The sequence below is a fragment of the Prevotella sp. AM23-5 genome (assembly GCF_003473645.1).
Lineage (GTDB): Bacteria > Bacteroidota > Bacteroidia > Bacteroidales > Bacteroidaceae > Prevotella > Prevotella copri_A.
The window spans coordinates 1-24630 of the sequence record NZ_QUCG01000040.1 but is presented as its reverse complement, the minus strand read 5'-3'; the positions used below and the strand labels follow the sequence as shown (position 1 = coordinate 24630).

Here is a 24630-nt window from a genome sequence, read left to right as displayed (position 1 = left end):
AACCATTACACCTTAATATTGTTCTCGGAATGTAACCGCCCTCCGGTGCTCGGAACCGCTATGCATCAAGCTGGGCGTACTTCGAGTGCTGGCTCTTGTACTCTGGAACAATCTGCTTCATCTTCTTCACTACTGCCATATCATCGTAGGTGAAGGAGAGGTCGTAGAGTTCCTGCTCGTTCTGGCACGCCAACTCGTATGGATACTCACGAACCTTGGCTACCATGATCTTTGGATGATGGGTTGGTACCGTTGCCTCCTTGTCGTTCAGGACTTCCTCGTAGAGCTTCTCGCCATCACGCAATCCTACGTATTTGATGTCGATGCCATCTACACCCGAGAGGGCTATCATACGCTTTGCCAGGTCGGCGATGCGGACAGGCTTTCCCATATCGAAGACGAAAATCTCGCCTCCCTTACCCATGGTACCTGCCTCCAATACCAACTTACATGCCTCAGGAATGAGCATGAAGAAACGGATGATGTCTGGATGGGTGACGGTGATAGGACCACCCATCGCTATCTGCTTCTTGAAGATTGGAATAACTGAACCGTTGCTGCCCAAGACATTACCAAAACGGGTGGTGACAAACTGAGTAACTCCCTTGACCTTGCCATCTACTATCGCCTTGTTCAACGACTGACAGTAGATCTCGCAGATTCGCTTGCTGCATCCCATCACATTGGTAGGGTTCACAGCCTTGTCGGTAGAGATCATCACAAACTTCTTGGTGCCATACTTCACAGCCATATCGGCTATCACGCGCGTACCATATATATTATTCTGTACGGCTTCTGAAGGATTGTCCTCCATCATCGGCACGTGCTTATAGGCTGCTGCATGGAATACATAGTCTGGATGATAGGCTGAGAAGATATGCTCCATACGGGTAGCATTGGTGATGCTGGTAACGATGGTCTGGCATGGGATATCCGCATAGTTCTTGCTCATGAAGAGACGGACATCGTGCATAGGAGTCTCTGCCGCATCTACCAGAACCAGACGGGCTGGATGGTAAACGGCAATCTGCTTCACCATCTCGGAACCGATACTTCCGGCTGCACCTGTAATGAGAATGGTACGGCCGCTGAGGAGCTTGCCGATGGCATCCATATCCACCTCTATCTTATCTCGTGGCAGGAGATCTTCGATATCCACCTCACGCATCATCTGGTGACGGATGTTTGACTTGCCGTCCCACCACTGTGCCTTTGGCATCATCATAATCTTGATGCCGGCAGCGGTAAGCTTGTCTATCATATCCTGCATCTCCAGGAACTGATCTGTGACCAGTGGGCTGATGAAGAGGGTCTTGACATTCATGCTGTGCATGATGGAAATCAGCTTCTCATCGTATAGGAACACCTCACAACCCAACAGATATCTACCTACCACATCTTCCTCGATGGTAGTAAAGCCCTTGACAACATACTGGGAAGGATGAGCATTGCGCATAGACTTAGCCAGAGAAATACCACCCTGACGAACACCCAGGATAAATACAGGGGTACGGATATCCACGGCAAAGGTAGAATCGTACATGTATTTGACGATGACACGCATCATCCACATCTCACACATCGAGATGAAGAGCATCACGATGATACCTTCTAACGAAATCTTATAGAAGTAACCATCCGGCAATACCAGAAGGAGAAGACAATTGAAGAGGCAACCCAAGACCAGGGCTGCGGAAATACGCAACAGATCAACGAACGATGAATAGCGCATGATGCCGAAATAGGTATGGAAGATTCGCATTCCTACCATGAAGAGAGGAAGGGTACACACGAATGTGACGAAATAGCCCCAGAAATGATTTGCCAGAGCATTTCCACCTTCGGCAATATAAGTAGCGACAATTCCTGCAAAGAGGATAGCAAGGCTATCCAATGCCAGGATACACCAATATGGGAGGGCGTTCTTAGAGAAATACCAGTTTGTCAATCGGTTGACAAAGAGGGATACTTTCATCTTGTGCAGCATCCCATTTGAAAGTGTCTTGTTTGGTTCGTTCTGATTATTCTGTTGACTCATAAACTTATATCTTTTCTTGTTATTATAAAGATCACTATTATCTAGTGAGTTCTTATCTTATTATACACATCTTTTGCTTTCTTGAGGAAGGATGGGTATTTGAAATACGTCCATGCATCTTCCTGCTGCAGCTCTACCATTCCCTTATACAGATAGTTGACTACATTCCTGTGTTTTCCTGTTTTCTGAACGATCGTGTCAAAAAGCGATGTACAGGTGTCATTGGGATTGAAGTCGTCTGTGATATAGTTGTAAAGCTCATCCTTGGCAAAATGGACAGAGATGACCTTCGTCATTGCCAGAAAGCGGATGGCTGCCTGCTGCAACTGTCCTTTTTCCAGATAGGCAGTAATCTGCTGCTGGCGTTCCAGAAGTGCCTGGGCAATCTCTCCTATCTGGAGCTTACCCTCCTGAGCCCTGAACTTCTCCTCCAACCCTGTGTCGGAGACAATGACACTTGGAAGATCTGCTACCGGCACCTTATGGAGAAGGACATATCGCTGGAGCAACTGGCGCCACATCAGGAGTCGGGCGCCCTGCCACATCTCTACGGCAGCAGCCGTGGTCTGGGACAAGAAGCCCGGTTCATCGCCGGATGCCTGAAGCTGGGCGATTGCCTGCCGTGCCATCTCCTGGATATCCTCCGTATAAGGAATATCCATATCGAGAGAGAAGCCTCCTATCTGATGGACTTTCTCAAATCTGTATCTGCCCTGAGTAAGCAGACGCAGGAGACGAGGATACTTCTTGGTTTCCAGATCGAGGAGGAACTTCCGGTAATCTTCCTCATCCAGCATGGCATACCGGTCGTAGAAGGCACCCCATGAAGTGATTGCCTTCACCTTACCCTCATCTGTCGGCAACAGGGCGATATGGGCATCATACTCATAATCCTCATCGAAGACGGGATTGTATTTATCTGCCTCATAATTCTTACCCCTGAAGTATTCCTGCAGATGGCAGCGGATAACCAGCTCAACGATACCATTATGCTGAAACACGGTATATTCCTGATCCTGCGGAATCGGGATGTCGGTACTTGGCGTAAGAAAAGGACGGAGCAGGACATCGGGGATGAGTTCCTTCAATCCTTCACGGATAGTAGCATTATCGGTCTTGAAATAACCGGCGAGGATGCGGAAGTTGGGATGCATCGCCTCGTCGATATGATCGAGCACTTCCTTCTTCTGGGCTGCTTCTAATGTTGATTTCTTAATGCTATATGCCTTGTCTGTCTGATGACAGCCACGATGGCAGGTCAGTTTCTTCTGGTAATTCTCAAAGAGACGACGCAGGGTGGCTGCAGCATTTTCTGCCGGATACCGGAACTGGAGATAACCGATGAGCTGGTCGATGGCACGCCATACGCCTACCGCTTCCGACTTGGCTCCCCGGGTTGCCTCGTGTTCTACCCGGATATCATACTGGCGGATATTGGAGATGTTGAGGCAGCGGTTGTTTCCGAAACGTACCAGAAGGTGGCGGTCTTTCTTGCCATTCTTCTTGATCTGCTTCACCACGCCTACCCAACCCTTCAACGGTCCGTTGAGGATGCGGATGGTATCATTCTCGAGGATGAGATCATCATACCGCTTATCTACGATGCTCAATCCCTGGATATTTTCAGCTATCTGCTCATTATAATAGATGAAGCGCTCCATATCCGCATTCGGGATGCGGGCGAGGTCAATAATCTCGTCCAGGGAGTAATTCTCTCTATCTGCGCAGAGCAGGCGAACCTTGGCAAAGAAGGTACGCTCTACCGTTTCCCTGGTTTTGATATCAAAGTCATAGCCCTGATACTGGAAATAGCCGTTATGGGAAAGGATGCGCTCCAGTGCTTTCTTATTTTCTATCCGGATAAAGAAGAGACCTGAAAGGATGGGTACGAAACGCACCTTCTCGCTACCATCTTCGGCAGGAATGGTCTTCCTACCCAAAGGAAAGTAATAGTCGGAGATGACTTCCGGGTAATGCTCCTTTAAGAATTCAATGGATTTATTCTCTCCGGACACATCGGTCTGTACTATAAACCACATATCTGATGAAATGATTGACTGTTAATACTGGCATAGGTAAAATGCTAAAATTCATTAATCGATATTGTGGAAAGTATATAGCTCTGCTTCCCCTGAAAAGATGACTCTTCCCGGACTATAAGGGGTTGTGACATGTATCACAGCATTGAAAACCAATAGACTAACTTCCACTAATCGTCAACACTTTTATGTCTTTCTGCTGGCTGCATCACTGATACAGCGTAGCTAGGGTACTGCAACATATTATTCATATTGATTGCGCCTTAGAAAGCCATTTTATCTATTTCTTAATTCGAGATTTCTGTTGACCTCTTACTAAGAGATGCAGAATCTGATGCAAAAGTACAAAAAATAATGTATCTGACCAAATATAATGTGTTAAAATTTTAGCGAATATTTCAGAGTTTTTGCATTTTATTCAAGGAACATCATCTAACGGAGTATTACAACTTACTATCTACTAAAGAATTAAGCAATATTCGGAATGATTCTATGAAAAATAAAGATAACTGGTCCATTTTGGTTCATTTTTTGAATCATCTCACTGCCCCCCCATTTCACCCATTTTTATTCATCTATCCATCAGATTACACAGAGTTATCTCACGGAATGAACAAAGCATTAAAACTTGTAAAAATCGGGCATTATCTGAGTTTTTTGTTTTACCTTTGTACCATCAATTACAATTAGAGACAATAAAGATTAAATAATATGGAAAATAAAAGCAAAAGAATAGAAGAGATCTTCAAGCAGGACCTGAGTATGTACCTTACTGGCAGACAGCGTGTTGACGAGCAACTTCCGGATGCTCCAGACATCGAGGAACAGTGGGCGAAGATTGGCGAAAGCTATCTGCCTGATGCCATGCGCGAGTTCAGCAAATACCCTACCGTGGCTCTGGGATGGATTATGTTCGTGGGCATGGCCATCGCCAAATACTGGGACGAAGACTGGGAACTGTATGGCAAGGTAGATAATCTTTATGAATACCTCAGAGACCGCATTGATTTCGACCACATGGATGACTATATTCTCGACCAGGTTCTGCTGCTCGACGAGAACGAGCACAAGGCTACTTCTACCATCGTAGCAGAGTGTGCCGCACGCACCTATACCCTGCTCATCCATCAGGGATATGAGCCTGGTACAGAGGCTGCTTTCCGTGGTTTCATTGCAGCTTTACATCAAATGTATCTGATGGGCGCAGCCATGGAACTGAAGAGACTGGGTTATCATATGACTCAGCTGCAGTAATTAAAAAACATTAAAAAAGATTTTGTTATATGAAATAATAGTTGTACCTTTGCAGTCGATTTTCGGATAACGAAGCAAAAATCACATTAATTCATATAACAAAACTTTTTAAATGAAGGCAATAGCAATTAAGTCGAGTTTGTTTTCTTGCTTGAAGAGTTATAACAAGAAAACATTCATGTCTGACCTTATGGCAGGTATCATCGTTGGTATCGTAGCCCTGCCTCTGGCCATCGCATTCGGTATCGCTTCTGGCGTGACACCCGAGAAGGGTATCATCACAGCCATCGTAGCGGGTCTCATCATCTCCATCTTCGGCGGAAGCAAAGTGCAGATCGGCGGACCTACAGGAGCATTCATCGTCATCATCTACGGCATCATCCAGAAGTATGGATTCGAGGGATTGACCATCGCAACGCTGATGGCAGGTCTCTTCCTGGTGCTCTTCGGTCTGCTCCGACTCGGTACCATCATCAAGTACATCCCTTATCCTATCGTGGTAGGTTTCACCAGCGGTATCGCCGTAACCATTTTCACCACACAGATCAAGGATCTCTTCGGTTTGACATTGGCTTCCAATCCTTCTGACTTCCTGGAGAAATGGGGTGTCTATTTCCAGAGTTTCGACACCATCGACCCTTGGTGTGCCCTCATCGGTGTGGTTAGCGTGGTGGTCATCGCCATCACTCCTAAGTTCAGCAAGAAGATTCCGGGATCGCTCATCGCCATCATCCTGATGACCGTTGTGGCGCTGCTGCTCAAGCAGTTTGCCGGCGTAGAGAGCATCGAGACCATCGGCGACCGTTTCTCTATCAGCAACGAGTTGCCTGCTGCCCAGGTTCCTGAGATGAACTGGGAAACCATCAAGAGTCTGGTATCTCCTGCCATCACCATCGCCATCCTCGGTGCCATCGAGAGTCTGCTCTCTGCTACCGTTGCCGACGGTGTCATCAGCGACCACCACGATTCTAATACTGAGTTGATTGCCCAGGGTCTGGCGAACATCGCTTCCCCACTCTTCGGCGGCATTCCTGCTACCGGTGCCATCGCCCGCACAATGACCAATATCAACAACGGCGGTAAGACTCCTGTCGCAGGTATCATCCACGCTGTAGTACTGTTGCTCATCTTCCTCTTCCTGATGCCGCTCGCCAAGTATATTCCTATGGCTTGTCTGGCAGGTGTATTGGTTGTGGTTTCCTATGGTATGAGCGGCTGGAGAAGTTTCCTGGCATTGATGAAGAATCCTAAGAGCGACGTTACCGTGCTCCTGATTACCTTCTTCCTGACCATCATCTTCGACCTGACCGTTGCCATCGAGGTGGGTCTGATCATCGCCTGTCTGCTCTTCATGAAACGAATGAGCGAGACCACTGATGTAACGGCAGTTACTGAGGATGAGATTGACTTGAACAAGGAGTATGATTTCCTCTCTACCAACCTGGAGCACTATACGATTCCTAAAGGCGTGGAGGTATATGAGATCAACGGTCCGTTCTTCTTCGGAGCAGGTAATAAGTTTGAGGAAGTGATGGCTGCCTTCGGCGACCGTCCATTGGTTCGCGTCATCCGCATGCGTAAGGTTCCATTCGTGGATTCTACCGGTATCCACAACCTCACCAACCTCTGTGAGATGAGTCAGAAGGAGGATATCCAGGTAGTTCTCTCCGGTGTCTGCGAAAAGGTAAACGCCCAGTTGGAGAAGGCTGGCTTCTACAATATGCTCGGCAAGGAGAACATCACTGATCATATCAGCAAGGCGCTGAAGCGGGCTGAAGAGATCATTGAGGCTAAAAAATAACGAACTGTACGGTTGAAACGGGCTGAAAGCCCAAAAGCTCCTAGCCCAGGGCATCGCCCTGGGTTTTAGAACAGATACAAAAAAGTCGCCCTGAAAGGGCAAAAGCTTTGAAATTGAAAGCTTTTGCCCTTTCAGGGCGACTTTACTTTTTGCCAACATTACCCAGGGCGATGCCCTGGGCTAGGAGCTTCTGCCCTTTCAGGGCGTGTGGGGCTTACTTGCGAAACTAGGAGGATAACTCCTACAGGACTTTACCCAGGAACTCCTGGAGTCTTGGAGACTTCGGATGATTGAAGACTTCTTCAGGGGTGCCATCCTCCGTGATATAGCCATCACTGAAGAAGAGCACACGATTGGCAACTTCACGGGCAAAGCCCATTTCGTGGGTTACAACCACCATCGTCATACCTTCAGCAGCCACATCCTTCATCAACTGCAATACTTCTCCTACCATCTCCGGGTCGAGCGCAGAAGTAGGTTCATCGAAAAGAAGAACCTCCGGATTCATTGCCAGGGCACGGACGATGGCAACACGCTGCTTCTGTCCGCCCGAAAGACTATCCGGGTAACTGTCTGCCTTGTCCAGCAATCCGATGCGGGAGAGAAGCTCTGTAGCCTTCTCATCCGCCTCTTCACGGGTCATCTTCCCCAACTCTACCGGTGCCAGCATGATGTTGCGGCGGATCGTCATGTTCGGGAAAAGATTAAACTGCTGGAACACCATACCCACCCGCTGACGCATCTTATTGATATCTACATCCCAGGAGGTGAGGTCTATTCCATCAATCAGAATCTTTCCCTCCGTAGGTTCCTCCAAGAGATTGATGGAACGCAGGAAGGTACTCTTGCCACAGCCCGACGGGCCAATAATGGCAACCACTTCGCCCTGCTTGACGGAAGTGGTAATGCCTTTCAGGACTTCGTTGTCGCCGAAGCGCTTGCGAAGTCCTTCTATCTTGATTATCTCGTTTTTGTCCATATCATTTGAAGCTTTTGCCCTTTCAGGGCGCATTTCTAACTGCAATTATACCCAGGGCGATGCCCTGGGCTAGGTGCTTCTGCCCTTTCAGGGCGTGCTATTTCCTTTCGCTCTTTCTCAAACGCTTTTCCAACTTTCTCACTCCGGCATTCAGTCCGAGGACGATGATGAGATACAGGCAGGCTACTACACCCAACGGCATCATTGCCTCGTAGGTGATGCTGCGGATGATATCGGAACCCTTGGTAAGATCCACGAGACCGATGTAACCGCTGATGGAAGTCTCCTTGAGCAGGGTGATAAGCTCATTACCCATCGCCGGCAGCACATTCTTGAAGGCTTGTGGCAGGATGATGAGTCGCATGGTCTTACCATAAGAAAGACCAAGACTTCTACCCGCTTCCATCTGTCCCTCATCTACCGACATGATACCCGAACGGATGACCTCGGCAATATATGCCGCAGAGTTCAAACCGAAGGCTATGACGGCTACCAGAATCTTGTTGACATCGGCTGAGGCGAAGACCACATAATAGATGATGAGCAACTGCACCATGGTAGGTGTACCACGCATGATGGTGAGATACAACTGGCAGAGCATATTCGGAATGCGCCAACCGCCACGGCGTTCATGACGGGCACGGACAATGGCAATCAGCGTACCGAGAATCACGGAAAGGATGATGGCGAAGAAGGTGATGATGAGCGTATTGCCCAATCCCTGCAGGAGATACTCATAGCGGTTGTCATCGATGAAGCAAGACTTGAACTTATCCAGAAATCCATGCTGTGCATCAGCCACTTCTGCATTTTCAGAATTTACCATAATGACCTGTCGCACATCGGCGTAGGAATCGGTGAATCCGATGTTCTTCTCCCGCTCCGGGGTGACGGTAATACCGGCGATACCGGCATCAGCCTTACCAGCCTGTACGGAAGTGATGATGGCATCAAACTCCATATCAAGAATCTCGACATCCACGCCCATCACATCGCCGATGGCATTCGCCACATCGACATCAATACCCACAATCTTACCATCCTGGTAGTACTCGAATGGTTCGAAGGTGGCATTGGTAGCAAAGCGGAGACTCTTCTTCAGTCCGAGCTTCAGCAGCGCTTCCGGTCCTACCTTCTTCACATCCGAAGTCTTAGGCGTATAAGCCACGGCAATACCCCGTTCCAGATGGCGGTTGACGATGGAATCGATGACGCCATTCGCCTTCAGGATACGGATGGCATGATTGATGGACTGCTGCAACTCGGCATGATCCTTTGCCACACAGATGGCGAAAGAGGAGGCATCGAAGGTTTCCGGCAGAATGCGGAGAGAAGGATTCACCCGCTGGAATGCCTTAGCTGGTGCCTCATCGGTCACCATACAGTCGATCTTACCCTGGAGGAGCGCCTGAATGGCATCGGCTCCCTTGTTGTATCGTTCTACCTTGGTGCCATCTCCTTTCTTTTCCAACTCTGTGGCAAGGCCGTCGCTGGTGGTACCTAACTGTACGCCGATAACGGCGCCCTGCAAATCAGCCTTCGCCTTCAACTGCTTCTTCGCATCGGAAGAATCCGAACCGCAGGAAGACAGAAGAAGACAGACTGCTATTACTAAAGAACTTAAACTAAATTGTTTTAATCTATTATAAATCATCTAATTAATAAAAAGCTTTTGCCCTTTCAGGGCGCATTGCTAACTGCTATTTTTACCCAGGGTGTTACCCTGGGCTAGGAGCTTCTGCCCTTTCAGGGCGTGCCGGGAAGTCCGAGGATTCTACTTCAGGGCGATTATTCTCCTTTAAAGCCTTTTGCCAAACCGCCCTCGCTGGTTTCCTTATAGAGCGAAGGGAGATCGTGACCGGTCTGTCGCATCACCTCTACTACTCTATCGAATGATACGCTGTGATGACCATCCGAGAAGGAAGCATAGAGATCAGCATCCAGAGCACGGGCAGCCGCAAAGGCATTGCGCTCGATGCAAGGAATCTGTACCAATCCGCAAACCGGGTCGCAGGTCATACCCAGATGATGCTCCAATCCCATTTCGGCAGCATACTCTACCTGGGCAGGACTACCACCGAAGAGCTGGCATGCCGCAGCTGAAGCCATCGCACAGGCTACACCTACCTCACCCTGGCAACCCACATCAGCACCACTGATAGAAGCATTGTGCTTGACGATGTTACCCACCAGTCCGGCAGTAGCCAAGGCACGGAGGATGCGCTCCTCGCTCATTTCATGAGCGGTATGCATGTGATAGAGTACGGCAGGAAGTACACCACAGGCACCACAGGTAGGAGCCGTTACGATGGTACCGCCCGATGCATTCTCCTCACTCACCGCCAGTGCATAGGAATAAATCAGTCCGCGGCTCTGCAAGGAAGCACGATAGCCCTTTGCCTTGATATGATAGACAGCAGCCTTGCGCTGGAGTTTCAGCGGTCCAGGCAAGACACCCTCATGACTGAGACCATTGTGGATAGACTGCTTCATGGTATCCCAGACCTTACGGAGATAATCCCAGATATCCTTATCCTCGCATTTCTCCACGTATTCCCAGAAAGAGCGGCCGTTGTCGTAGCACCATTTCTGGATTTCCGCCATCGTCTTCAGGTCATAGACATCTTCAGCGCCCAACTCCGACTGTCCATCAGAACCATCCGAGATGGCACCGCCACCGATACTATAAACAATCCACTCATCAATCACGTCGCCATTCAGGTCCTTGCCCACAAACTTCATTCCGTTAGGATGGAAAGGCAGGAAGACCTGAGGCTTCCAGATGATATGAACAATATGCTTCTTGAGCACTTCCTCGATAGCCACATCGGTCATGTGACCCTTGCCGGTAGCAGCCAGGGCACCATACAATGTAACTTCGTAGGACGAAGCATTAGCACAACGCTCCAGGAAGAGCTTAGCTGCGCGCTGAGGTCCCATCGTATGACTGCTCGATGGTCCCTTGCCAATTCGGTATAACTCCTTTAAAGATTTCATTTTTCCCGTATTATAATGTTATTGTTTTCATTTCAGGTATTTTCCCCTTGCTAGTCTATTTCACCTGGGTGGCTCTGGTGATGACGATGTCTTCCAGCGGGCGGTCATTGTTGTCCTTGTTGGTAGCCACATTCTGGATCTTATCTACCACATCCATACCTTCCAGCACCTCGCCGAACACGGTATATCCATTGTCCAGATGAGGCACTCCACCATGCTTGATGTAACCCTGCTGCAACTGCTCGGATGGCAATGCGTAGGATTTCGCACCCTCTCTCTTCTCCTTCTCTACATAGTATTCCATCTGTCGGGGCGAGAAGTTTCTGCCCCAGGTGATATAGAAATCGGTAGAGGCTGATGCCTTGGTTGGATTCTCATCATCCCCCTCACGGGCTGCACAGAGCTGACCGCGCTTGTGGTAATATTTAGGATAGATGATTTCGGCTGGTACCGTATAGTTGACATCAAACTTCTCCACCTTTCCAGGAGTTACCTTGCGACAGGAATAATCACCGCCCTGGATCATAAAGTTCTTGATGACACGCTGAAAGATACAGCCGATGTAATATCCGCTGTTCACGAGCTTGAGGAAGTTGTCGCGGTGATGCGGTGTATCGTTATAAAGAGCCACACGGATATTGCCCATCGTGGTTTCCAGCAGTACCTCGTGGCAGGTGGTATCACGAGGTGTCTCCCAAGGGAGCAACTCGTTATCGAAAGCCGGACGGGCAGTCTGCTGAGTAGGCTGAGTCTGTTCCTGCGCCATTGCCTGAGGAGCAAAAGCAGCCAGCAAAAGGGCAGATATCGTTATTATCTTTTTCATTTTCTTAATACTTAAATCTGTTTTTTATGTTATTGATTGCAAAGATAATGATTTTATTCTAAAAAGTTATGCTTTTCTCAAACTTTCTTTATATCTTTGCGTGCAAAATGACAGAAACGGGCAAAATGATGCTCAAAAATTGGTGAATAACATAAAAAGCTTCGAAAATGAGGCTACATAAACGATTTGATATGATGACAACAAAAAGATTATATCTTCTTCTCCTGGGCTTCGCACTGATAGGAATGAAAGCCCAGGCACAGCACGTGAGCTTCGGACCTCTGCACAGTCAGGATAGTCCGAGGGAAGACTGGCTGTTGCCAGGCGATACGGTATATCAGGACGGGAAAACCGTGGTATATGGAGGAAAACCGGTGAAGAATACCTACACCCCTATCCGGCATATTGATTCCAACAGTGACGAACTCTACAAGATGGGCAGTTATCTGAAGAATCCTCAGGATAGTGATTATTATAACAATCCGATCTCCAATTTGGTCAATTCTGGAGGATTGGGAAACAGCTATGACTATTGGGGAAATGACTGGGGTAAATATGGCTGGAACCGATATGGCTGGGGACTCCATAAGGGACTGAACCTCTCGGTAGATCTTTCCGTCTTCGCCACTTTCGGCAAGCATGCGCCACACTGGGGCGGTTTTACCCAGACCATCAATGCTACGTATCTCACGCCGCTCACCAAGGACAACAAGCTGTGGATGGCTTTAGGTACCTATCTCAACAACATCAATTACGGAGGCGATAATTTCCGGGATGGTGGTGTGTATGGCATTCTGGGCTATCAGTTTGATGAGCACTGGGAGGCATACGTATATGGACAGGTAAGCGTTGCCAATAACTACAATTCCATCTACAACCGTTATGCCGGATATGGTCCTTACGGATATGGCAGATATGGTATGTATCCCGGCATCTTGGGAATGGGCGTGATGCCTGGAGGATATGGCATGGGTGCTGCCGGTGCCAATGTATTAGGTGCCGGAGTAAGATACACCAACAAGAACTTCTCCATCGGAGTAAGCGTAGAAGGAAACTGGTATAACAACCCAAAGACTCCTACCTATTACAAACAGTATGATTATCCGGTTTCGGAACCGCTTAAGTGATAAACAATAAAGCCAGCGATTTTTCGGTCGCTGGCTTTATTATTTATTGTATTGAGTAGTGATTATCCACAGATAATCTGAACGATGCGTTCTGCAGACCGTCCATCCCATCTATCAGGAATACCACCCTTCTTCCATTCACCCTTCACAATCTTCTCCATCGCCTGCTGAAGCTTCTCTGGATCTTCTGCAACGAGCTCGTTGGTTCCTACGGTTACGGTTTCCTGATGCTCGGTATAGCTGTTCAGGGTGATGCATGGCACTCCATTGAAGGTAGCCTCTTCTGCCACATTACCCGAATCGGTGATTACACCCATGGCGTGGGCTGAGAGATAAGAGAAATCGAGATAACCCTGAGGCTGCACAACCATGATACCCGACTGATGGTCAGCCACATCCTGGTAAGCCTTGAAGGCAAGCACGAATCCCAATGCCTTGCCACGCAAAGGAGCCAGAACCTTGATGCCTGCCTGGCGAGCCACACTGTCGATCGTTGAGATCAAGGTCTTCATCTCATCGATATTGTTGACGATGACCTTGCGGTTCAAGGTAAGCACCATATACTTGCCATCCTCCAGATGCTGTTCGTCCATCACCTGAGGACGCTTCATACGCTGCTGCAGGAATCGGATGTTATCAATGAGTACATTACCCACCATATAAACCTTAGAGAGTTCGGCACCCTCCTTGTTGGCGATACTGTTGTTGGAGATACCTGCGGTGAAGAGGATATCAGAGAGTCCATCAATCACCAGACGGTTGATTTCCTTTGGCATGGTGATATCGAAGCTACGGGTACCTGCTGCGATGTGAGCCAACTGAACGCCCTGCTTCTTGGTGACGATAGCCACAGCCATAGTAGAAGCCAGATCATCCACCACAATCACCACATCCGTAGGATTCTGCTGGAGATAGCGCTCAAACTGTGCCATCACCATACCGGTCAGCTCATTCATATTCTCACATTCCACGCCCAGATAAACATCCGGCTTGCGGATATCCAAGTCAGAGAAAAGAGAATCTTCAAGGGTCTCATCGTCTTCGCGACCGGTATAGACCAACTTGCACTCCATCTCCCCGCCCGCATTCCGGGCATTCTCTATCGCTCTCATCACAGGAGCCACCTTGATGAAGTTAGGTCTCGCTCCAGCAACAATACAAATTTTCTTACTCATATTTTTTTAGTTTACTTACTGTTAAACAAATCCTTGATGCCACCGATGGATCCCAGGAGGTTGGTAGCCTCGTATGGCAGATAAACCACCTTATTATCCTTACCCTGAGCCACTTCCTGCATCATGGTAATGTATTTCTGTGCCAGCAGATAGTTGGCAGGATTGGTACTCTGTCCTACGGCTTCGGTAATCTTCTGGATGGCGATGGCCTCAGCCTCAGCCTTGCGGATGCGGGCAGTAGCCTCACCTTCGGCTCTCAGGATAGCCTGCTGCTTGGCAGCCTCAGCCTTGTTGACAATCGCCGCCTTTTCACCTTCGGAGAGCAGGCGCTGCTTCTCCTTCTCACCTTCTGAAGTAAGGATGGTAGCTCGCTTGTTACGCTCTGCCTGCATCTGCTTCTCCATCGCCTGGAGCACACTCTCAGGAGGAGTGATATCCTGCAACTCTACACGGTTTACCTTGATTCCCCACTTGTTGGTGGCATCGTCGAGCACCGCACGGAGCTTGGTGTTGATGGTGTCACGGGAGGTAAGTGTCTGGTCGAGCTCCATCTCACCGATGATGTTACGCAGGGTAGTCTGAGTCAACTTCTCTATCGCATTAGGCAGATTGTTGATTTCATAAACACTCTTGAAAGGATCTACAATCTGGAAATAAAGCAGTGCATTGATCTGCATCTGAATATTATCCTTGGTAATCACATTCTGACGGTCGAAATCATAAACCTGTTCACGAAGGTCGATGCTGCTGGTATAAGTATAGCTTCCTCTACGCATCGCCACGATGGTCTTGGCCTGGTCGATGAAAGGAATGATAATGTTGATACCTGGCTTCAGGGTAGCATAATAGCGACCCAACCGCTCGATGATTCTGGTCTCACTCTGAGGAATGATCACGATGGTTTTCTTTACCACCACCAGTGCAAGCAGCACTAGAGCAATCAATACATAAAGTCCTATTTCCATGATGTTTATAATTAAAAGTTAATACTTCTCTACCTGGAGAATGATAGACTGGTGACCCATCACTCTTACACGGGTACCCTTGGCGATATCACCAGCAGCGCCCGGAGCTTCTGCCTTCCAGTCATCACCATCGAGCTTCACTCTTCCATACCCACCGGCAACGATAGTTTCACTCACCTCACCTATCTGTCCGGCAAGGGCATCGGAATTACTCTCCCGAAGATCGGCTCCCCTATGGATAGCCTTTACCAGATGCGGACGGATCAACAGGATACTGAGTACGGAACATACCGCCCAGACCACTACCTGCAACCAGAACGGAACATCCATCACAGCCACAGGTATGCTGATGAGCGCACCAATGGCAAAACAAGTCACGTAGAAGTCGCCGGAAGACAACTCCAGGATGAGGCAGATGAACATAATGACAGTCCAAAACAGCCAGAGGTTTTGAGAGATATATTCCATCATATCGTTATTTTTTAGTTGATTTCTTCATCAGCGAGCTAGCCTTGATGGTCTTGACGCCCGTTTTGGTTGTGGTAGTAACGGAAGTCTTTCCCTGAGGCTTGTAATACTTCAGCGCAGTAGGCATCGCCGCCTTCAAGGCAGCAATACGCTTGGCATCGGAAGGGTGATCGCTGAAGATATCACTCTTGCCCTGATTGCCCGAAGCCTCAGCCATACGTTCCCAGAAAGGTATAGCCTGCTGAGGATCGTAGCCTGCCATCGCAGCAAAGATCAAGCCCATATAGTCGGCTTCTGTTTCGTTTTCACGCGAATACTTCAGATTACGGAAGGAGAAGTACTGTCCGGCTACGGCACCCGCCAAATCTCCCACTCCATTACCTACTGCCTGATTCAGCACACCGCTCAGGATACTGGTACCTACCTGCTGGTTCTGAGCCTTGGAAAGCTGCTCGGCACTATGCTTAGCCACGGCGTGTGCGATCTCATGTCCCAGTACGATGGCGAGCGAATTATCGCTGGAAGCTACCGGGAGCAAGCCTTCATATACCACAATCTTTCCGCCAGGCATGCAGAAGGCATTCACACTGTTGTCCTGAACGAGGTTGAATTCCCAGGAATAGTTCTGCAGATCATTGGCGTATCCGTTCTCCTTGAGATAAGTTTCCACGGCAGCAGCCAGTCGCTTTCCGACTCTCACCACCTGCGCTGTCTTCACAGCATTGGTAGATTTCTTAGCCGAAGCCATGTACTTGGTATATTCCTGATTAGACAAGCTCAAAACCTGTGCATCTGAGACAGAGATGCGGTGGGTGCGACCCGTAAGAGGCACCTTCTGCGTTGTACCGCAAGATGCAAGCATCATGGCAGCCAACATACTAAAAACTAAAACCTTAATCCGTTTCATTTTCTATCTTCTCTTAAGTTATATATTCTATTTGCAAGAAATAGTTATCTTATGATTTGCAAATATACATCAAATACACGAAACAACCAAGTTTTTCCGAGAATTTAACAAAAAATTAAGAGGGTGTGTCATAAGTTTAGATTATGGCAGCCGAAGTCGGGCTGAAAGCCCAAAAGCTCCTAGCCCAGGGCATCGCCCTGGGTAATGTTGGCAAAAAGTAAAGTCGCCCTGAAAGGGCAAAAGCTTTCATTTTAAAAGCTTTTCCCTTTTCGGGGCGACTTTACTTTTTGCCAACATTACCCAGGGCGATGCCCTGGGCTAGGAGCTTCTGCCCTTTCAGGGCGTATTGGCTGTGACTTATGACACACCCTCTTGATTTTTTATGGGGAATTAGAGGAGTTAAATTCCTGCTATTATTTTCTGGCATTCATTGCCTTCTTGGCAGCAGCTACAGCCTTGTTGTACTTAGCAGTAGCCGACTTCAAAGCCTTGGCATTGTTAGCCTTCTTGGCAGCAGCTACAGCATCATAAAGATTCCACAACTTGAACTTAGCAGTAGCCTCCTTCTGTGACTTGGTATAAGCAGCAGCGGCAGCCTCTGTAGCAGCCTCAGCCTCAGGTGCAGCATACTGATGCTTGTAACCATCCTGCTTGTTCCAGAAACCACGGGTGAAATCTGGGAAGGTAACGGCAGCGCTGTTGTTGTCCATAGAAAGAGCACCCAACTCTGCCAAAGAACACCACTCTGCCAAATCATAAACATCCATATCCAATGGCAAGCCATTCTGCAAGCAGTAAACCAGACGTGAGTCCATGATGAAGTCCATACCACCGTGACCCATCTGACGGCCCAGTTCACCATACTTCTTCAAGATTGGGTGATAATACTTCTTGATCAAAGCTTCCTTCTGCTCCTTGTTCATGAAACCATGAGCATTGAGGTTATCCATCTGAGGAGCGCCTGTACCCTTGAGCGCCTCGCCAGAGAGTGCAAACTCCTCGGTAGGATACTTGGTAGCGTAACCCTTGGTACCTGTGAGCTTGAACAAGCGGTTGTATGGCTGAGGAGTCATCACGTTGTGCTGGATCTCCACCACCTTACCCTTGGCTGTACGCATCAAGGTAGTAGTATGATCACCATTGCGGAACTCCTTGCACTCCTTGCCGCTCTTGTTCTTCACCCAGTCCTTACCCACGAAAGACTCTGTATCCATGGCAACGAGCGTAGTGAAGCGGTCGCCACGGTGAATATTCAGGCACTGAGCAACAGGACCCAAGCCATGAGTAGGATAAACATCACCACGGTTTTCCATATTATACTTCATACGCCAGTGGAGGTTGTCCTTGTCATTGTCAGCCGGATCCTTCCAGTAAGCATCCCAGAAGTCCTCGAGACAGTGGATATAAGCACCCTCAGCACGGATGATGTCACCGAAAACGCCATCCTGAGCCATAGCCAGCGCATTCATCTCATAGTAGTCGTAGCAGCAGTTCTCCAAGATGAAGCAATGCTTGCGAGTCTGCTCGCTCAAGTTGATCAGGCTCCAGCACTGATCCAGATTCATAGCACTAGGAACCTCGATGGCTGTATGCTTACCATTCTCCATTGCAAACTTGGCAACTGGGAAATGGTGATTCCAGTCGGCTGCGATATAAACCAGGTCGATGTCAGAACGCTTGCACAAAGCCTCATAACCCTTCTCACCGCTATAGATATCAGCAGGCTTCAAGCCCTGCTTGCGCAAGTACTCCTGTGATTTCTCTGCACGAGCCTCCTCGTAATCGCACAAGGCAACAATCTCAACACCTGGAATATGGCAGAAACGCATGACTGCCCAAGGACCACGCATACCCAGACCGACAAAGCCCACACGTACTGTCTTCAACTTAGGAGCCGTCAATCCCAAAACATTCTGCTGTCCTGCAGGACGTTCTGGTGTCTCCACAACGATTGTACCCTTGTCCCAATGCCACTTGGTGCCTGGAGACAAAGACTGAGCGCTAGCGGACAAAGAAAATGCCGCCAAAGCAGCCATCAAAAAACTCTTAATTTTCATCCCTAAAGTTAGCAACACTTAAAGTTAGTAATATTAATTAATAGGTTCTGATCAACATCTAGGTTTCTCAGCAATTCTCTCAAATCAGCACTCCATTCATCTTAGTGTTGCATTAGAAAACAAATGGAACGCTGAAATGACTCTGCAAAAGTACAAATAAAATTTGAGATACTGAATCTTTTTAGTGTTTTTTTATGGATAAAGGTACAATTCCAGGCTTTTAACAAGAAAAACCACTCTGAATCAGAATGACAGAAACAAGAAAAACCGCTTCACTTAAAGCGAAACGGTTTTCTTCTTACCCTTACTCTCGTTACCTACGCGATCGAGCGCTGTAACGACATAGGTATATTTCTGATCCTTTACGTATGGTATCGGATAGGTGGTATCGTAAACAACAGCCTGGAGAGCGGTGACATCATTGAGATTCACAGGCGCTCCCTTTTCAAAACGATAGATGGCAAAACGGTTGGCTACATCGCCCCATTTCTTCTTCTTTGCCTTTGGAGCCTTCCAGGTAAGAAGGGGTCCCTTCTCTGTCCACTCCATCTTCAGACTCTTCACACCCTTTGGCGCCTTATCGTCGAGGAACGGCATCAATGGAGGAAGCGAAGGATATTTCCAGTAATAATCGCGCAGAGTATGTCCGATGTTGCCAACATTATCAGCTGCAGTCTTGGCATACCAGAGCACGGTGCCCTGTACATTATTCATCTGCTGGTGAAGGCGATGCTTGGCAGGCAACTGATGACTCTTCGGATTCGTAGGATCAGCAAACTTCGCCGTACGCTCGATATCCTCACCTATATAAAGAGGACGGTTGCCAGCATACTTGTTCCACCACTGGATGAGAGTCTTGTAATCTGCCGCCTTGTTACCAATCTCCCAATAGATCTGAGGCACGCAGTAATCGATGAAGCCATTATTTACCCAAAGAAGAACATCGGCATAAAGATCATCGTAGTTCTGAAGGCCGAAAGTCTGAGATCCGATCGGAGAGTTTTTCCGGTTGCGATAGATACCGAAAGGAGATACACCAAACTTCACCCAAGGCTTGACACGATGGATGGTTTCACCCAACTGCTTGACAAAGCGGCTCACATTATCTCTTCTCCAGTCGCCGATATTCCGGAATCCACGAGGATTGGCTGCATACATCTGCTGATCAGGAATCTGCTTGCCAGCTACCGGATAAGGATAGAAGTAGTCGTCGATATGAAAACCGTCGATGTCATAACGGCTCACGATATCAGCAGCCACCTGACAAGTATAATCTGCAGCCTCCTGAAGCGCCGGATTGAGAAGCACGAGATTATCATAGTTGAAACAGAGGTTCGGATGCTTCTTCACCACGCTCTGGGATGACACCTGGGAGAACGAGGTAGAACCATGCTTGGCACGATAAGGATTGATCCAGGCATGAATCTCCATTCCACGCTGATGACACTGCTCAACCATCCACTCCAGCGGATCCCAATAAGGCGATGGAGCCTTGCCCTGGACACCGGTGAGGAACTTGCTCCAAGGTTCAAGATCACTCTGATAAAGGGCATCACATTCGGCACGTACCTGGAAGATGATGGCATTCACGCCATCCTTCTGCAATTCGTCCAGTTGCTTGGTGAGCATCGACTGAATCTGCTGGGTAGATTTACCCAAATACTGTCCGTTGACACACTGGATCCAGGCGCCACGGAATTCACGTTTGTTCTGTGCCATCAGGGATGAAGTCTGAAACATCAGCATCATCGCCAAAATCAGCATCCCAAAGATTTTCTCTCTTCTCATTAATTAGTGTTTATCGTTTAATGTTATTGTTTCATTCTAAATTATTCTTTCTTTTCCTCCTCATCACGCAGCGTAGGCAGCGAGATATGGTATTTCACGGCGAGCAGGCGGATGATGCAGACGGTGAGGAAGGAGGCAACCACTGTAATATAGAGACTTAAGCCCAGATAGCTGAATGCCCAGTAAACCAAGCCGCCCAACACACAAGCCATCGCATAGATCTCCTTACGGAAGATAACCGGTTCCTCGTTGAGAAGCACATCGCGGATTACTCCTCCAAAGGAGCCCGTGATACATCCCATAATGATAGCTACCCAGAATGGGAAACCACAATCGAGGGTCTTCTGGATTCCGGCGATATTGAAAAGCGCCAAACCGAGGGTATCGAAAAGAAACCAGGTATTGTCTAGACGCTTCAGATAATGATGGCACACTATCACCACCAGTTGGGCCAAGAACGTAAACAGAAGATAGATAGGACTCGACATCCAGAAAGGATTCAAGCCCAGCATCACGTCGCGGATGGTTCCACCTCCGATAGCTACAGCCACACCACATACAAATCCGCCCAGCCAATCATAATGCTTGCTGGCGGCAAGTCTGATGCCCGAAAGGGCAAATGCAAAGGTTCCAATGAACTCGATGACGCTCTGGAGTGTCATCACTAGTTCCGGGTCTTGATGAATAGTCATTTTCTCGTAATAAATTATTTGATGTGGGGGATTTCAAATCCCCCGGTTTTAAAAGGTCGAACATTTTTTAACGACGGATTGCAAATCCGTCGGAACGCCTAGCGGTTCTTGAATCTTTCTCCCCAGCAGGTAACCATCCAGTTATAGAGTCGTTCTTCTGAAGGAGAATGCTGCGGCTGCCAGAATCTGGCGTCTTTCAGCTCATCAGGTAGATATTGCTGTTCTGTGAAATGTCCCGGATAATCGTGAGGATATTTATAGCCATCATGATAGCCCAGGTCTTTCATCAGTTTGGTAGGCGCATTGCGGATATGCAGCGGCACAGGCAGATTACCGGTCTGCTTCACCGTGGCAATGGCGTCATTGATGCCCAGATATGCACTGTTGCTCTTCGGACTGGTAGCCAGATACACCACCGCTTCGGCAAGTGCAATCCTTGCCTCAGGCCAGCCTATCTTCATCACCGTATCGAAGGCAGCATTCGCCAGCAGGAGCGCATTCGGATTCGCCAGCCCCACATCCTCGCTTGCACTGATCACCACTCTCCGGGCGATAAACTGCGGATCTTCGCCGCCCTCTATCATACGCGCCATCCAATAGAGCGCCGCATCAGGATCACTGCCTCGAATACTCTTGATGAAGGCAGAGATGATGTCATAATGCATCTCGCCCTGCTTATCATAAGCCAGCGGATTCTGCTGCAACTGTTCCTCTACCATCTTATCGGTGATAACCACTTCATCGCTGCCAGCAGATTCCACCACCAGTTCCAGGATATTGAGCAGTTTCCGGGCATCACCGCCACTGAAGCGGAGCATGGCTGCGGTTTCCTTCAACTCAATCTTCTTCTGCTTGAGTTCCACATCCTCGGTGACGGCTCGCTGCAGGAGTCCCTCCAAGTCTTCCTTCTCCAACGGTTTGAGCACATAGAGCTGGCAACGGGAAAGGAGCGGACGGATTACCTCGAAAGAGGGATTTTCCGTGGTAGCACCAATCAGGGTGACAATACCCTTCTCCACTGCCCCCAGCAGAGAGTCCTGCTGACTCTTGGAGAAGCGATGAATCTCATCAATAAATAAGATAGGAGAAGCAGAATTGAAGAATCTGCCACTCTTCGCTCTCTCTATCACCTCACGCACATCCTTTACGCCACTGGTAACGGCAGAAAGGGTGTAGAAAGGGACCTTCAGGGTCTGGGCTACGATTTGAGCCAAAGTAGTCTTGCCCACTCCCGGAGGTCCCCAGAGAATAAAAGAGGATATGCGCCCTGCGTCTATCATCTTGCGCAGCACGGCACCCTCGCCTACCAGATGCTTCTGTCCGACATAATCGGCGAGCGAGCGAGGTCTCATTCTTTCAGCTAACGGTTCACTCATATCAATTATTTTTTCGCCACAAAGGTAATGAAAAAAAACGAAACACGCATAAGTTTTTAGGATAAAAGAAAAAAAAATGCATAAAAGCAAAAAAATAAGCTAGAAAATTTGGATATATAAAAAGAAGTACTTACTTTTGCAATCAAAATACGTACAACAATGAGAAATGAAAAAAATATCACCCTCAAGACATTGACCAAGAGCAGTGTCTGGGATCTCCAGGAGAATGATGTTTTCCGTCTCTGGGAAGCTGCCGAGAAAGACAACGACCTGAAGGACAATCAGCGTAGATACCTCGACATCATTCGTAGTGCTTTCGAGATTGAGCCAGTCAAGATTGACCGTACTGAAGTGCTCGACAAGTTGATAGACCGTGGCTTCAAGATTGGTACCTTCCGTATCGACGACAAGAACGAGAAGTATGCCATCAAGAAGCGTCCTATCATGCGTGTGACTGACCTCACCTATGAGAACATCGGGCATATAACAGCTACCAAGCTCATCGAAGTGCTGGAGCGTAACTTTGGCGGTGGCTGGGACAGTCTGTCTCAGAGCATCAAGGACATCATCGAGAGCGGTTTCGACATCAGTACTACTACCCTCCCAAAGGATCGTCTGAAGAAACCAGGTGGTCTCTATGAGAAGAAGCTCGCTGATGACTACGAAGTACTCGTAGTACCAAAGGGCACCTGGGTAGAGGCTATCTTCGCCAAGGAGAAGCCAAAGCAGGAGAAGATCCGCATGAAGTTTATGGATGACGACATGGATCGCGATGAGGACCTGCTGGACCGTGACGACGATGAAGATGAGGATGCACCAGAGATCGAGGATCACTACAATGATCCAGATGAGGACGAAGATGCATTCGATGACGACAAGCTCACCGAGGAAAGCTACCGTACTACCTTCGAGGATCCAGAGAATCTGGGACTCGATGATGCTGAGGACGTAGCTGATGACGATTATTAAAATATACATTATTATATAATAAGGAGAAAGAAATGAACGCAGTAGTAGGATTATTCGCATTAATCGTGGTAGCACTCGTAGGTTGGGCTATCGCAGAATTTAAGTACAAGACCTTCACCTTTACCCGTTCCGAGAAGGATATCGAGGAAGAGGAAGAGTTGGAGGAGCAGAAGCGTGCCGAGGGTTTCAAGGAGATGAACATCCGCGACATTATGCGTAAGAACTCTACCAATGGCTACAATGCCGTAGGTTAAAGAGGAATTTTTAAACTCTAAAAGAAAATGATGATACAATACACCATCATTGCAACGATACTGGCGGCATGCATCCTGTATGCCGCCTTTCGTATTTATAAATCGTTGCAACAGGCAAACAAATGCAAGGACGGCAACTACCGGTGCAGTGGTTGCGCTTTTTACGAACAGTGCAAGAAAAAAGGAAAGCTGGACAATACAAACAAGAAGTTGGATCCTACAGATAAGAAGTTGGATTCTACAAAAAGAAAGTTGGATCCTACAGATAATCACTAGAAATGGACTCCGAAAATGAATATTTTTGAAAAAATCGAATATTTTTCGAAAAAAAGATGCGGAAAGATTTGGTGGATTCAAAAAAAAGTAGTACCTTTGCACTCGCTTATCAGAAATGGTAACAAAAAACTCTACAAGGTGTCTTAACCGAGCGGTTAGGTAACGGTCTGCAAAACCGTGTAGAGCGGTTCGACTCCGCTAGACACCTCGCAAAAAAAGGAAATCCTTTCAAAAAAAGGGTTTCCTTTTTTGTTTTCCATATCTTCCTTTTTTGTTTTCCATATCTTCCCTACCGAATCCCATTCACAGTAGTTATTAAATAAATGTAGTATTGATGGGGAAAAACTAAAGAAAAACAGAGCAAATTGAAGAAAAAAGCATTTTTTTTAAAAATAGTTTAGAAATTATTTTTTTAAACCAAATATTTTTGCTACCTTTGCAAACGTTATCCTGAATACAATCTTTTTACCTTAAAGAAAACTAATACCTATTGAATGTAGAGCAGTTGTCTGAGAAGATAGCTGCTCTTTACTTTTTTATATTCCCCTATTTTTCCAACAACCTACTTTTTCCTTTCAATTCATACAATATCGCCCGCTATCCTGCGTTCTAATATATATGAACTATAATAATAAAAATGAATAC

General features: G+C 47.7%; 20 protein-coding genes and 1 tRNA gene. 7 read left to right on the top strand and 14 right to left on the bottom strand.

The window, feature by feature from the left end:
- Positions 1 to 58 precede the first annotated feature (58 nt).
- Entirely contained in the window at positions 59 to 1975 is a 1917-nt protein-coding gene (locus tag DW657_RS10645) for a polysaccharide biosynthesis protein (protein ID WP_367400156.1), read from the bottom strand.
- Positions 1976 to 2079: 104 nt separating this feature from the next.
- Complete coding sequence (locus DW657_RS10640) at positions 2080 to 4077, bottom strand: hypothetical protein (RefSeq protein ID WP_118312481.1); 1998 nt, start codon at positions 4075 to 4077, stop codon at positions 2080 to 2082.
- 711 nt (positions 4078 to 4788) lie between these two features.
- Between DW657_RS10640 and DW657_RS10635 the strand changes: the two genes are divergently transcribed.
- Both DW657_RS10635 and DW657_RS10630 read left to right on the top strand, forming a co-directional pair.
- Positions 4789 to 5331 (top strand): hypothetical protein, encoded by a 543-nt coding sequence (locus DW657_RS10635; RefSeq protein WP_089542521.1) that lies wholly within the window; start codon positions 4789 to 4791, stop codon positions 5329 to 5331.
- Positions 5332 to 5443: 112 nt separating this feature from the next.
- Positions 5444 to 7132 (top strand): SulP family inorganic anion transporter, encoded by a 1689-nt coding sequence (locus DW657_RS10630; protein WP_089542520.1) that lies wholly within the window; start codon positions 5444 to 5446, stop codon positions 7130 to 7132.
- A 241-nt stretch (positions 7133 to 7373) separates the two neighbouring features.
- Here the strand turns inward: DW657_RS10630 and DW657_RS10625 are convergent, their stop codons facing one another.
- From DW657_RS10625 to DW657_RS10610, 4 genes are all read right to left on the bottom strand, one after another.
- Entirely contained in the window at positions 7374 to 8111 is a 738-nt protein-coding gene (locus tag DW657_RS10625; protein ID WP_118312491.1) for an amino acid ABC transporter ATP-binding protein, read from the bottom strand.
- Between the two features lie 97 nt (positions 8112 to 8208).
- Positions 8209 to 9765, bottom strand: a complete 1557-nt coding sequence (locus DW657_RS10620) for an ABC transporter substrate-binding protein/permease (protein WP_118312480.1) — start codon at positions 9763 to 9765, stop codon at positions 8209 to 8211.
- Between the two features lie 134 nt (positions 9766 to 9899).
- Positions 9900 to 11108: an L-serine ammonia-lyase gene (locus DW657_RS10615; protein ID WP_089542517.1), complete on the bottom strand. Its 1209-nt coding sequence runs from the start codon at positions 11106 to 11108 to the stop codon at positions 9900 to 9902.
- A gap of 55 nt (positions 11109 to 11163) precedes the next feature.
- Complete coding sequence (locus DW657_RS10610; protein ID WP_118312479.1) at positions 11164 to 11931, bottom strand: peptidylprolyl isomerase; 768 nt, start codon at positions 11929 to 11931, stop codon at positions 11164 to 11166.
- Between the two features lie 191 nt (positions 11932 to 12122).
- On the opposite strand from DW657_RS10610, the gene DW657_RS10605 reads away from it, so the two are divergent.
- On the top strand, positions 12123 to 13058 hold the full coding sequence (locus DW657_RS10605; RefSeq protein WP_199658349.1) for a hypothetical protein: 936 nt from the start codon (positions 12123 to 12125) through the stop codon (positions 13056 to 13058).
- 62 nt (positions 13059 to 13120) lie between these two features.
- On the opposite strand, the gene DW657_RS10600 is transcribed toward DW657_RS10605, so the two are convergent.
- The 8 genes from DW657_RS10600 to DW657_RS10565 all read right to left on the bottom strand — a co-directional run bounded on the left by DW657_RS10600 (position 13121) and on the right by DW657_RS10565 (position 22486).
- Entirely contained in the window at positions 13121 to 14233 is a 1113-nt protein-coding gene (locus DW657_RS10600) for a UDP-N-acetyl glucosamine 2-epimerase (RefSeq protein WP_118312478.1), read from the bottom strand.
- A gap of 11 nt (positions 14234 to 14244) precedes the next feature.
- Complete coding sequence (locus tag DW657_RS10595) at positions 14245 to 15198, bottom strand: SPFH domain-containing protein (protein WP_089542514.1); 954 nt, start codon at positions 15196 to 15198, stop codon at positions 14245 to 14247.
- Positions 15199 to 15216: 18 nt separating this feature from the next.
- On the bottom strand, positions 15217 to 15669 hold the full coding sequence (locus tag DW657_RS10590; RefSeq protein ID WP_118312477.1) for an NfeD family protein: 453 nt from the start codon (positions 15667 to 15669) through the stop codon (positions 15217 to 15219).
- A 4-nt stretch (positions 15670 to 15673) separates the two neighbouring features.
- Positions 15674 to 16573: a M48 family metallopeptidase gene (locus tag DW657_RS10585; RefSeq protein ID WP_118312476.1), complete on the bottom strand. Its 900-nt coding sequence runs from the start codon at positions 16571 to 16573 to the stop codon at positions 15674 to 15676.
- Positions 16574 to 16986: 413 nt separating this feature from the next.
- Positions 16987 to 18630: a Gfo/Idh/MocA family protein gene (locus tag DW657_RS10580; protein ID WP_118312475.1), complete on the bottom strand. Its 1644-nt coding sequence runs from the start codon at positions 18628 to 18630 to the stop codon at positions 16987 to 16989.
- Positions 18631 to 18906: 276 nt separating this feature from the next.
- The gene (locus DW657_RS10575) at positions 18907 to 20418 is read right to left on the bottom strand and encodes a glycoside hydrolase family 10 protein (protein WP_118312474.1); all 1512 of its coding nucleotides are present in this window, start codon (positions 20416 to 20418) and stop codon (positions 18907 to 18909) included.
- 41 nt (positions 20419 to 20459) lie between these two features.
- Positions 20460 to 21110, bottom strand: a complete 651-nt coding sequence (locus DW657_RS10570) for a trimeric intracellular cation channel family protein (RefSeq protein ID WP_118312473.1) — start codon at positions 21108 to 21110, stop codon at positions 20460 to 20462.
- A 98-nt stretch (positions 21111 to 21208) separates the two neighbouring features.
- Positions 21209 to 22486 (bottom strand): replication-associated recombination protein A, encoded by a 1278-nt coding sequence (locus DW657_RS10565; protein WP_118312472.1) that lies wholly within the window; start codon positions 22484 to 22486, stop codon positions 21209 to 21211.
- Positions 22487 to 22645: 159 nt separating this feature from the next.
- Here DW657_RS10565 and DW657_RS10560 point away from each other — a divergent pair, with 159 nt between their 5' ends.
- The 4 genes from DW657_RS10560 (at position 22646) to DW657_RS10545 (ending at position 24193) form a co-directional block, all read left to right on the top strand.
- A complete protein-coding gene (locus tag DW657_RS10560; RefSeq protein ID WP_117661751.1) occupies positions 22646 to 23455 on the top strand; it encodes a hypothetical protein in 810 nt (269 codons plus the stop codon).
- Between the two features lie 32 nt (positions 23456 to 23487).
- The gene (locus tag DW657_RS10555) at positions 23488 to 23709 is read left to right on the top strand and encodes a hypothetical protein (RefSeq protein WP_117661752.1); all 222 of its coding nucleotides are present in this window, start codon (positions 23488 to 23490) and stop codon (positions 23707 to 23709) included.
- A 27-nt stretch (positions 23710 to 23736) separates the two neighbouring features.
- The gene (locus DW657_RS10550; protein WP_199658348.1) at positions 23737 to 23985 is read left to right on the top strand and encodes a hypothetical protein; all 249 of its coding nucleotides are present in this window, start codon (positions 23737 to 23739) and stop codon (positions 23983 to 23985) included.
- A gap of 137 nt (positions 23986 to 24122) precedes the next feature.
- Positions 24123 to 24193: transfer RNA gene (locus DW657_RS10545), tRNA-Cys, on the top strand.
- Positions 24194 to 24630: the final 437 nt, after the last annotated feature.

Excerpts from the sequence above, each read along its gene's own strand:
- DW657_RS10645 (WP_367400156.1), bottom strand. The coding sequence starts at position 1,975 with ATGAAAGTATCCCTCTTTGTCAACCGATTGACAAACTGGTATTTCTCT.
- DW657_RS10615 (WP_089542517.1), bottom strand. The coding sequence starts at position 11,108 with ATGAAATCTTTAAAGGAGTTATACCGAATTGGCAAGGGACCATCGAGC.
- DW657_RS10595 (WP_089542514.1), bottom strand. The coding sequence starts at position 15,198 with ATGGAAATAGGACTTTATGTATTGATTGCTCTAGTGCTGCTTGCACTG.
- DW657_RS10635 (WP_089542521.1), top strand. The coding sequence starts at position 4,789 with ATGGAAAATAAAAGCAAAAGAATAGAAGAGATCTTCAAGCAGGACCTG.
- DW657_RS10620 (WP_118312480.1), bottom strand. The coding sequence starts at position 9,765 with ATGATTTATAATAGATTAAAACAATTTAGTTTAAGTTCTTTAGTAATA.
- DW657_RS10585 (WP_118312476.1), bottom strand. The coding sequence starts at position 16,573 with ATGAAACGGATTAAGGTTTTAGTTTTTAGTATGTTGGCTGCCATGATG.
- DW657_RS10580 (WP_118312475.1), bottom strand. The coding sequence starts at position 18,630 with ATGAAAATTAAGAGTTTTTTGATGGCTGCTTTGGCGGCATTTTCTTTG.
- DW657_RS10560 (WP_117661751.1), top strand. The coding sequence starts at position 22,646 with ATGAGAAATGAAAAAAATATCACCCTCAAGACATTGACCAAGAGCAGT.
- DW657_RS10600 (WP_118312478.1), bottom strand. The coding sequence starts at position 14,233 with ATGAGTAAGAAAATTTGTATTGTTGCTGGAGCGAGACCTAACTTCATC.
- DW657_RS10550 (WP_199658348.1), top strand. The coding sequence starts at position 23,737 with ATGATGATACAATACACCATCATTGCAACGATACTGGCGGCATGCATC.
- DW657_RS10590 (WP_118312477.1), bottom strand. The coding sequence starts at position 15,669 with ATGATGGAATATATCTCTCAAAACCTCTGGCTGTTTTGGACTGTCATT.
- DW657_RS10570 (WP_118312473.1), bottom strand. The coding sequence starts at position 21,110 with ATGACTATTCATCAAGACCCGGAACTAGTGATGACACTCCAGAGCGTC.
- DW657_RS10630 (WP_089542520.1), top strand. The coding sequence starts at position 5,444 with ATGAAGGCAATAGCAATTAAGTCGAGTTTGTTTTCTTGCTTGAAGAGT.
- DW657_RS10610 (WP_118312479.1), bottom strand. The coding sequence starts at position 11,931 with ATGAAAAAGATAATAACGATATCTGCCCTTTTGCTGGCTGCTTTTGCT.
- DW657_RS10640 (WP_118312481.1), bottom strand. The coding sequence starts at position 4,077 with ATGTGGTTTATAGTACAGACCGATGTGTCCGGAGAGAATAAATCCATT.
- DW657_RS10575 (WP_118312474.1), bottom strand. The coding sequence starts at position 20,418 with ATGAGAAGAGAGAAAATCTTTGGGATGCTGATTTTGGCGATGATGCTG.
- DW657_RS10625 (WP_118312491.1), bottom strand. The coding sequence starts at position 8,111 with ATGGACAAAAACGAGATAATCAAGATAGAAGGACTTCGCAAGCGCTTC.
- DW657_RS10605 (WP_199658349.1), top strand. The coding sequence starts at position 12,123 with ATGATGACAACAAAAAGATTATATCTTCTTCTCCTGGGCTTCGCACTG.
- DW657_RS10555 (WP_117661752.1), top strand. The coding sequence starts at position 23,488 with ATGAACGCAGTAGTAGGATTATTCGCATTAATCGTGGTAGCACTCGTA.
- DW657_RS10565 (WP_118312472.1), bottom strand. The coding sequence starts at position 22,486 with ATGAGTGAACCGTTAGCTGAAAGAATGAGACCTCGCTCGCTCGCCGAT.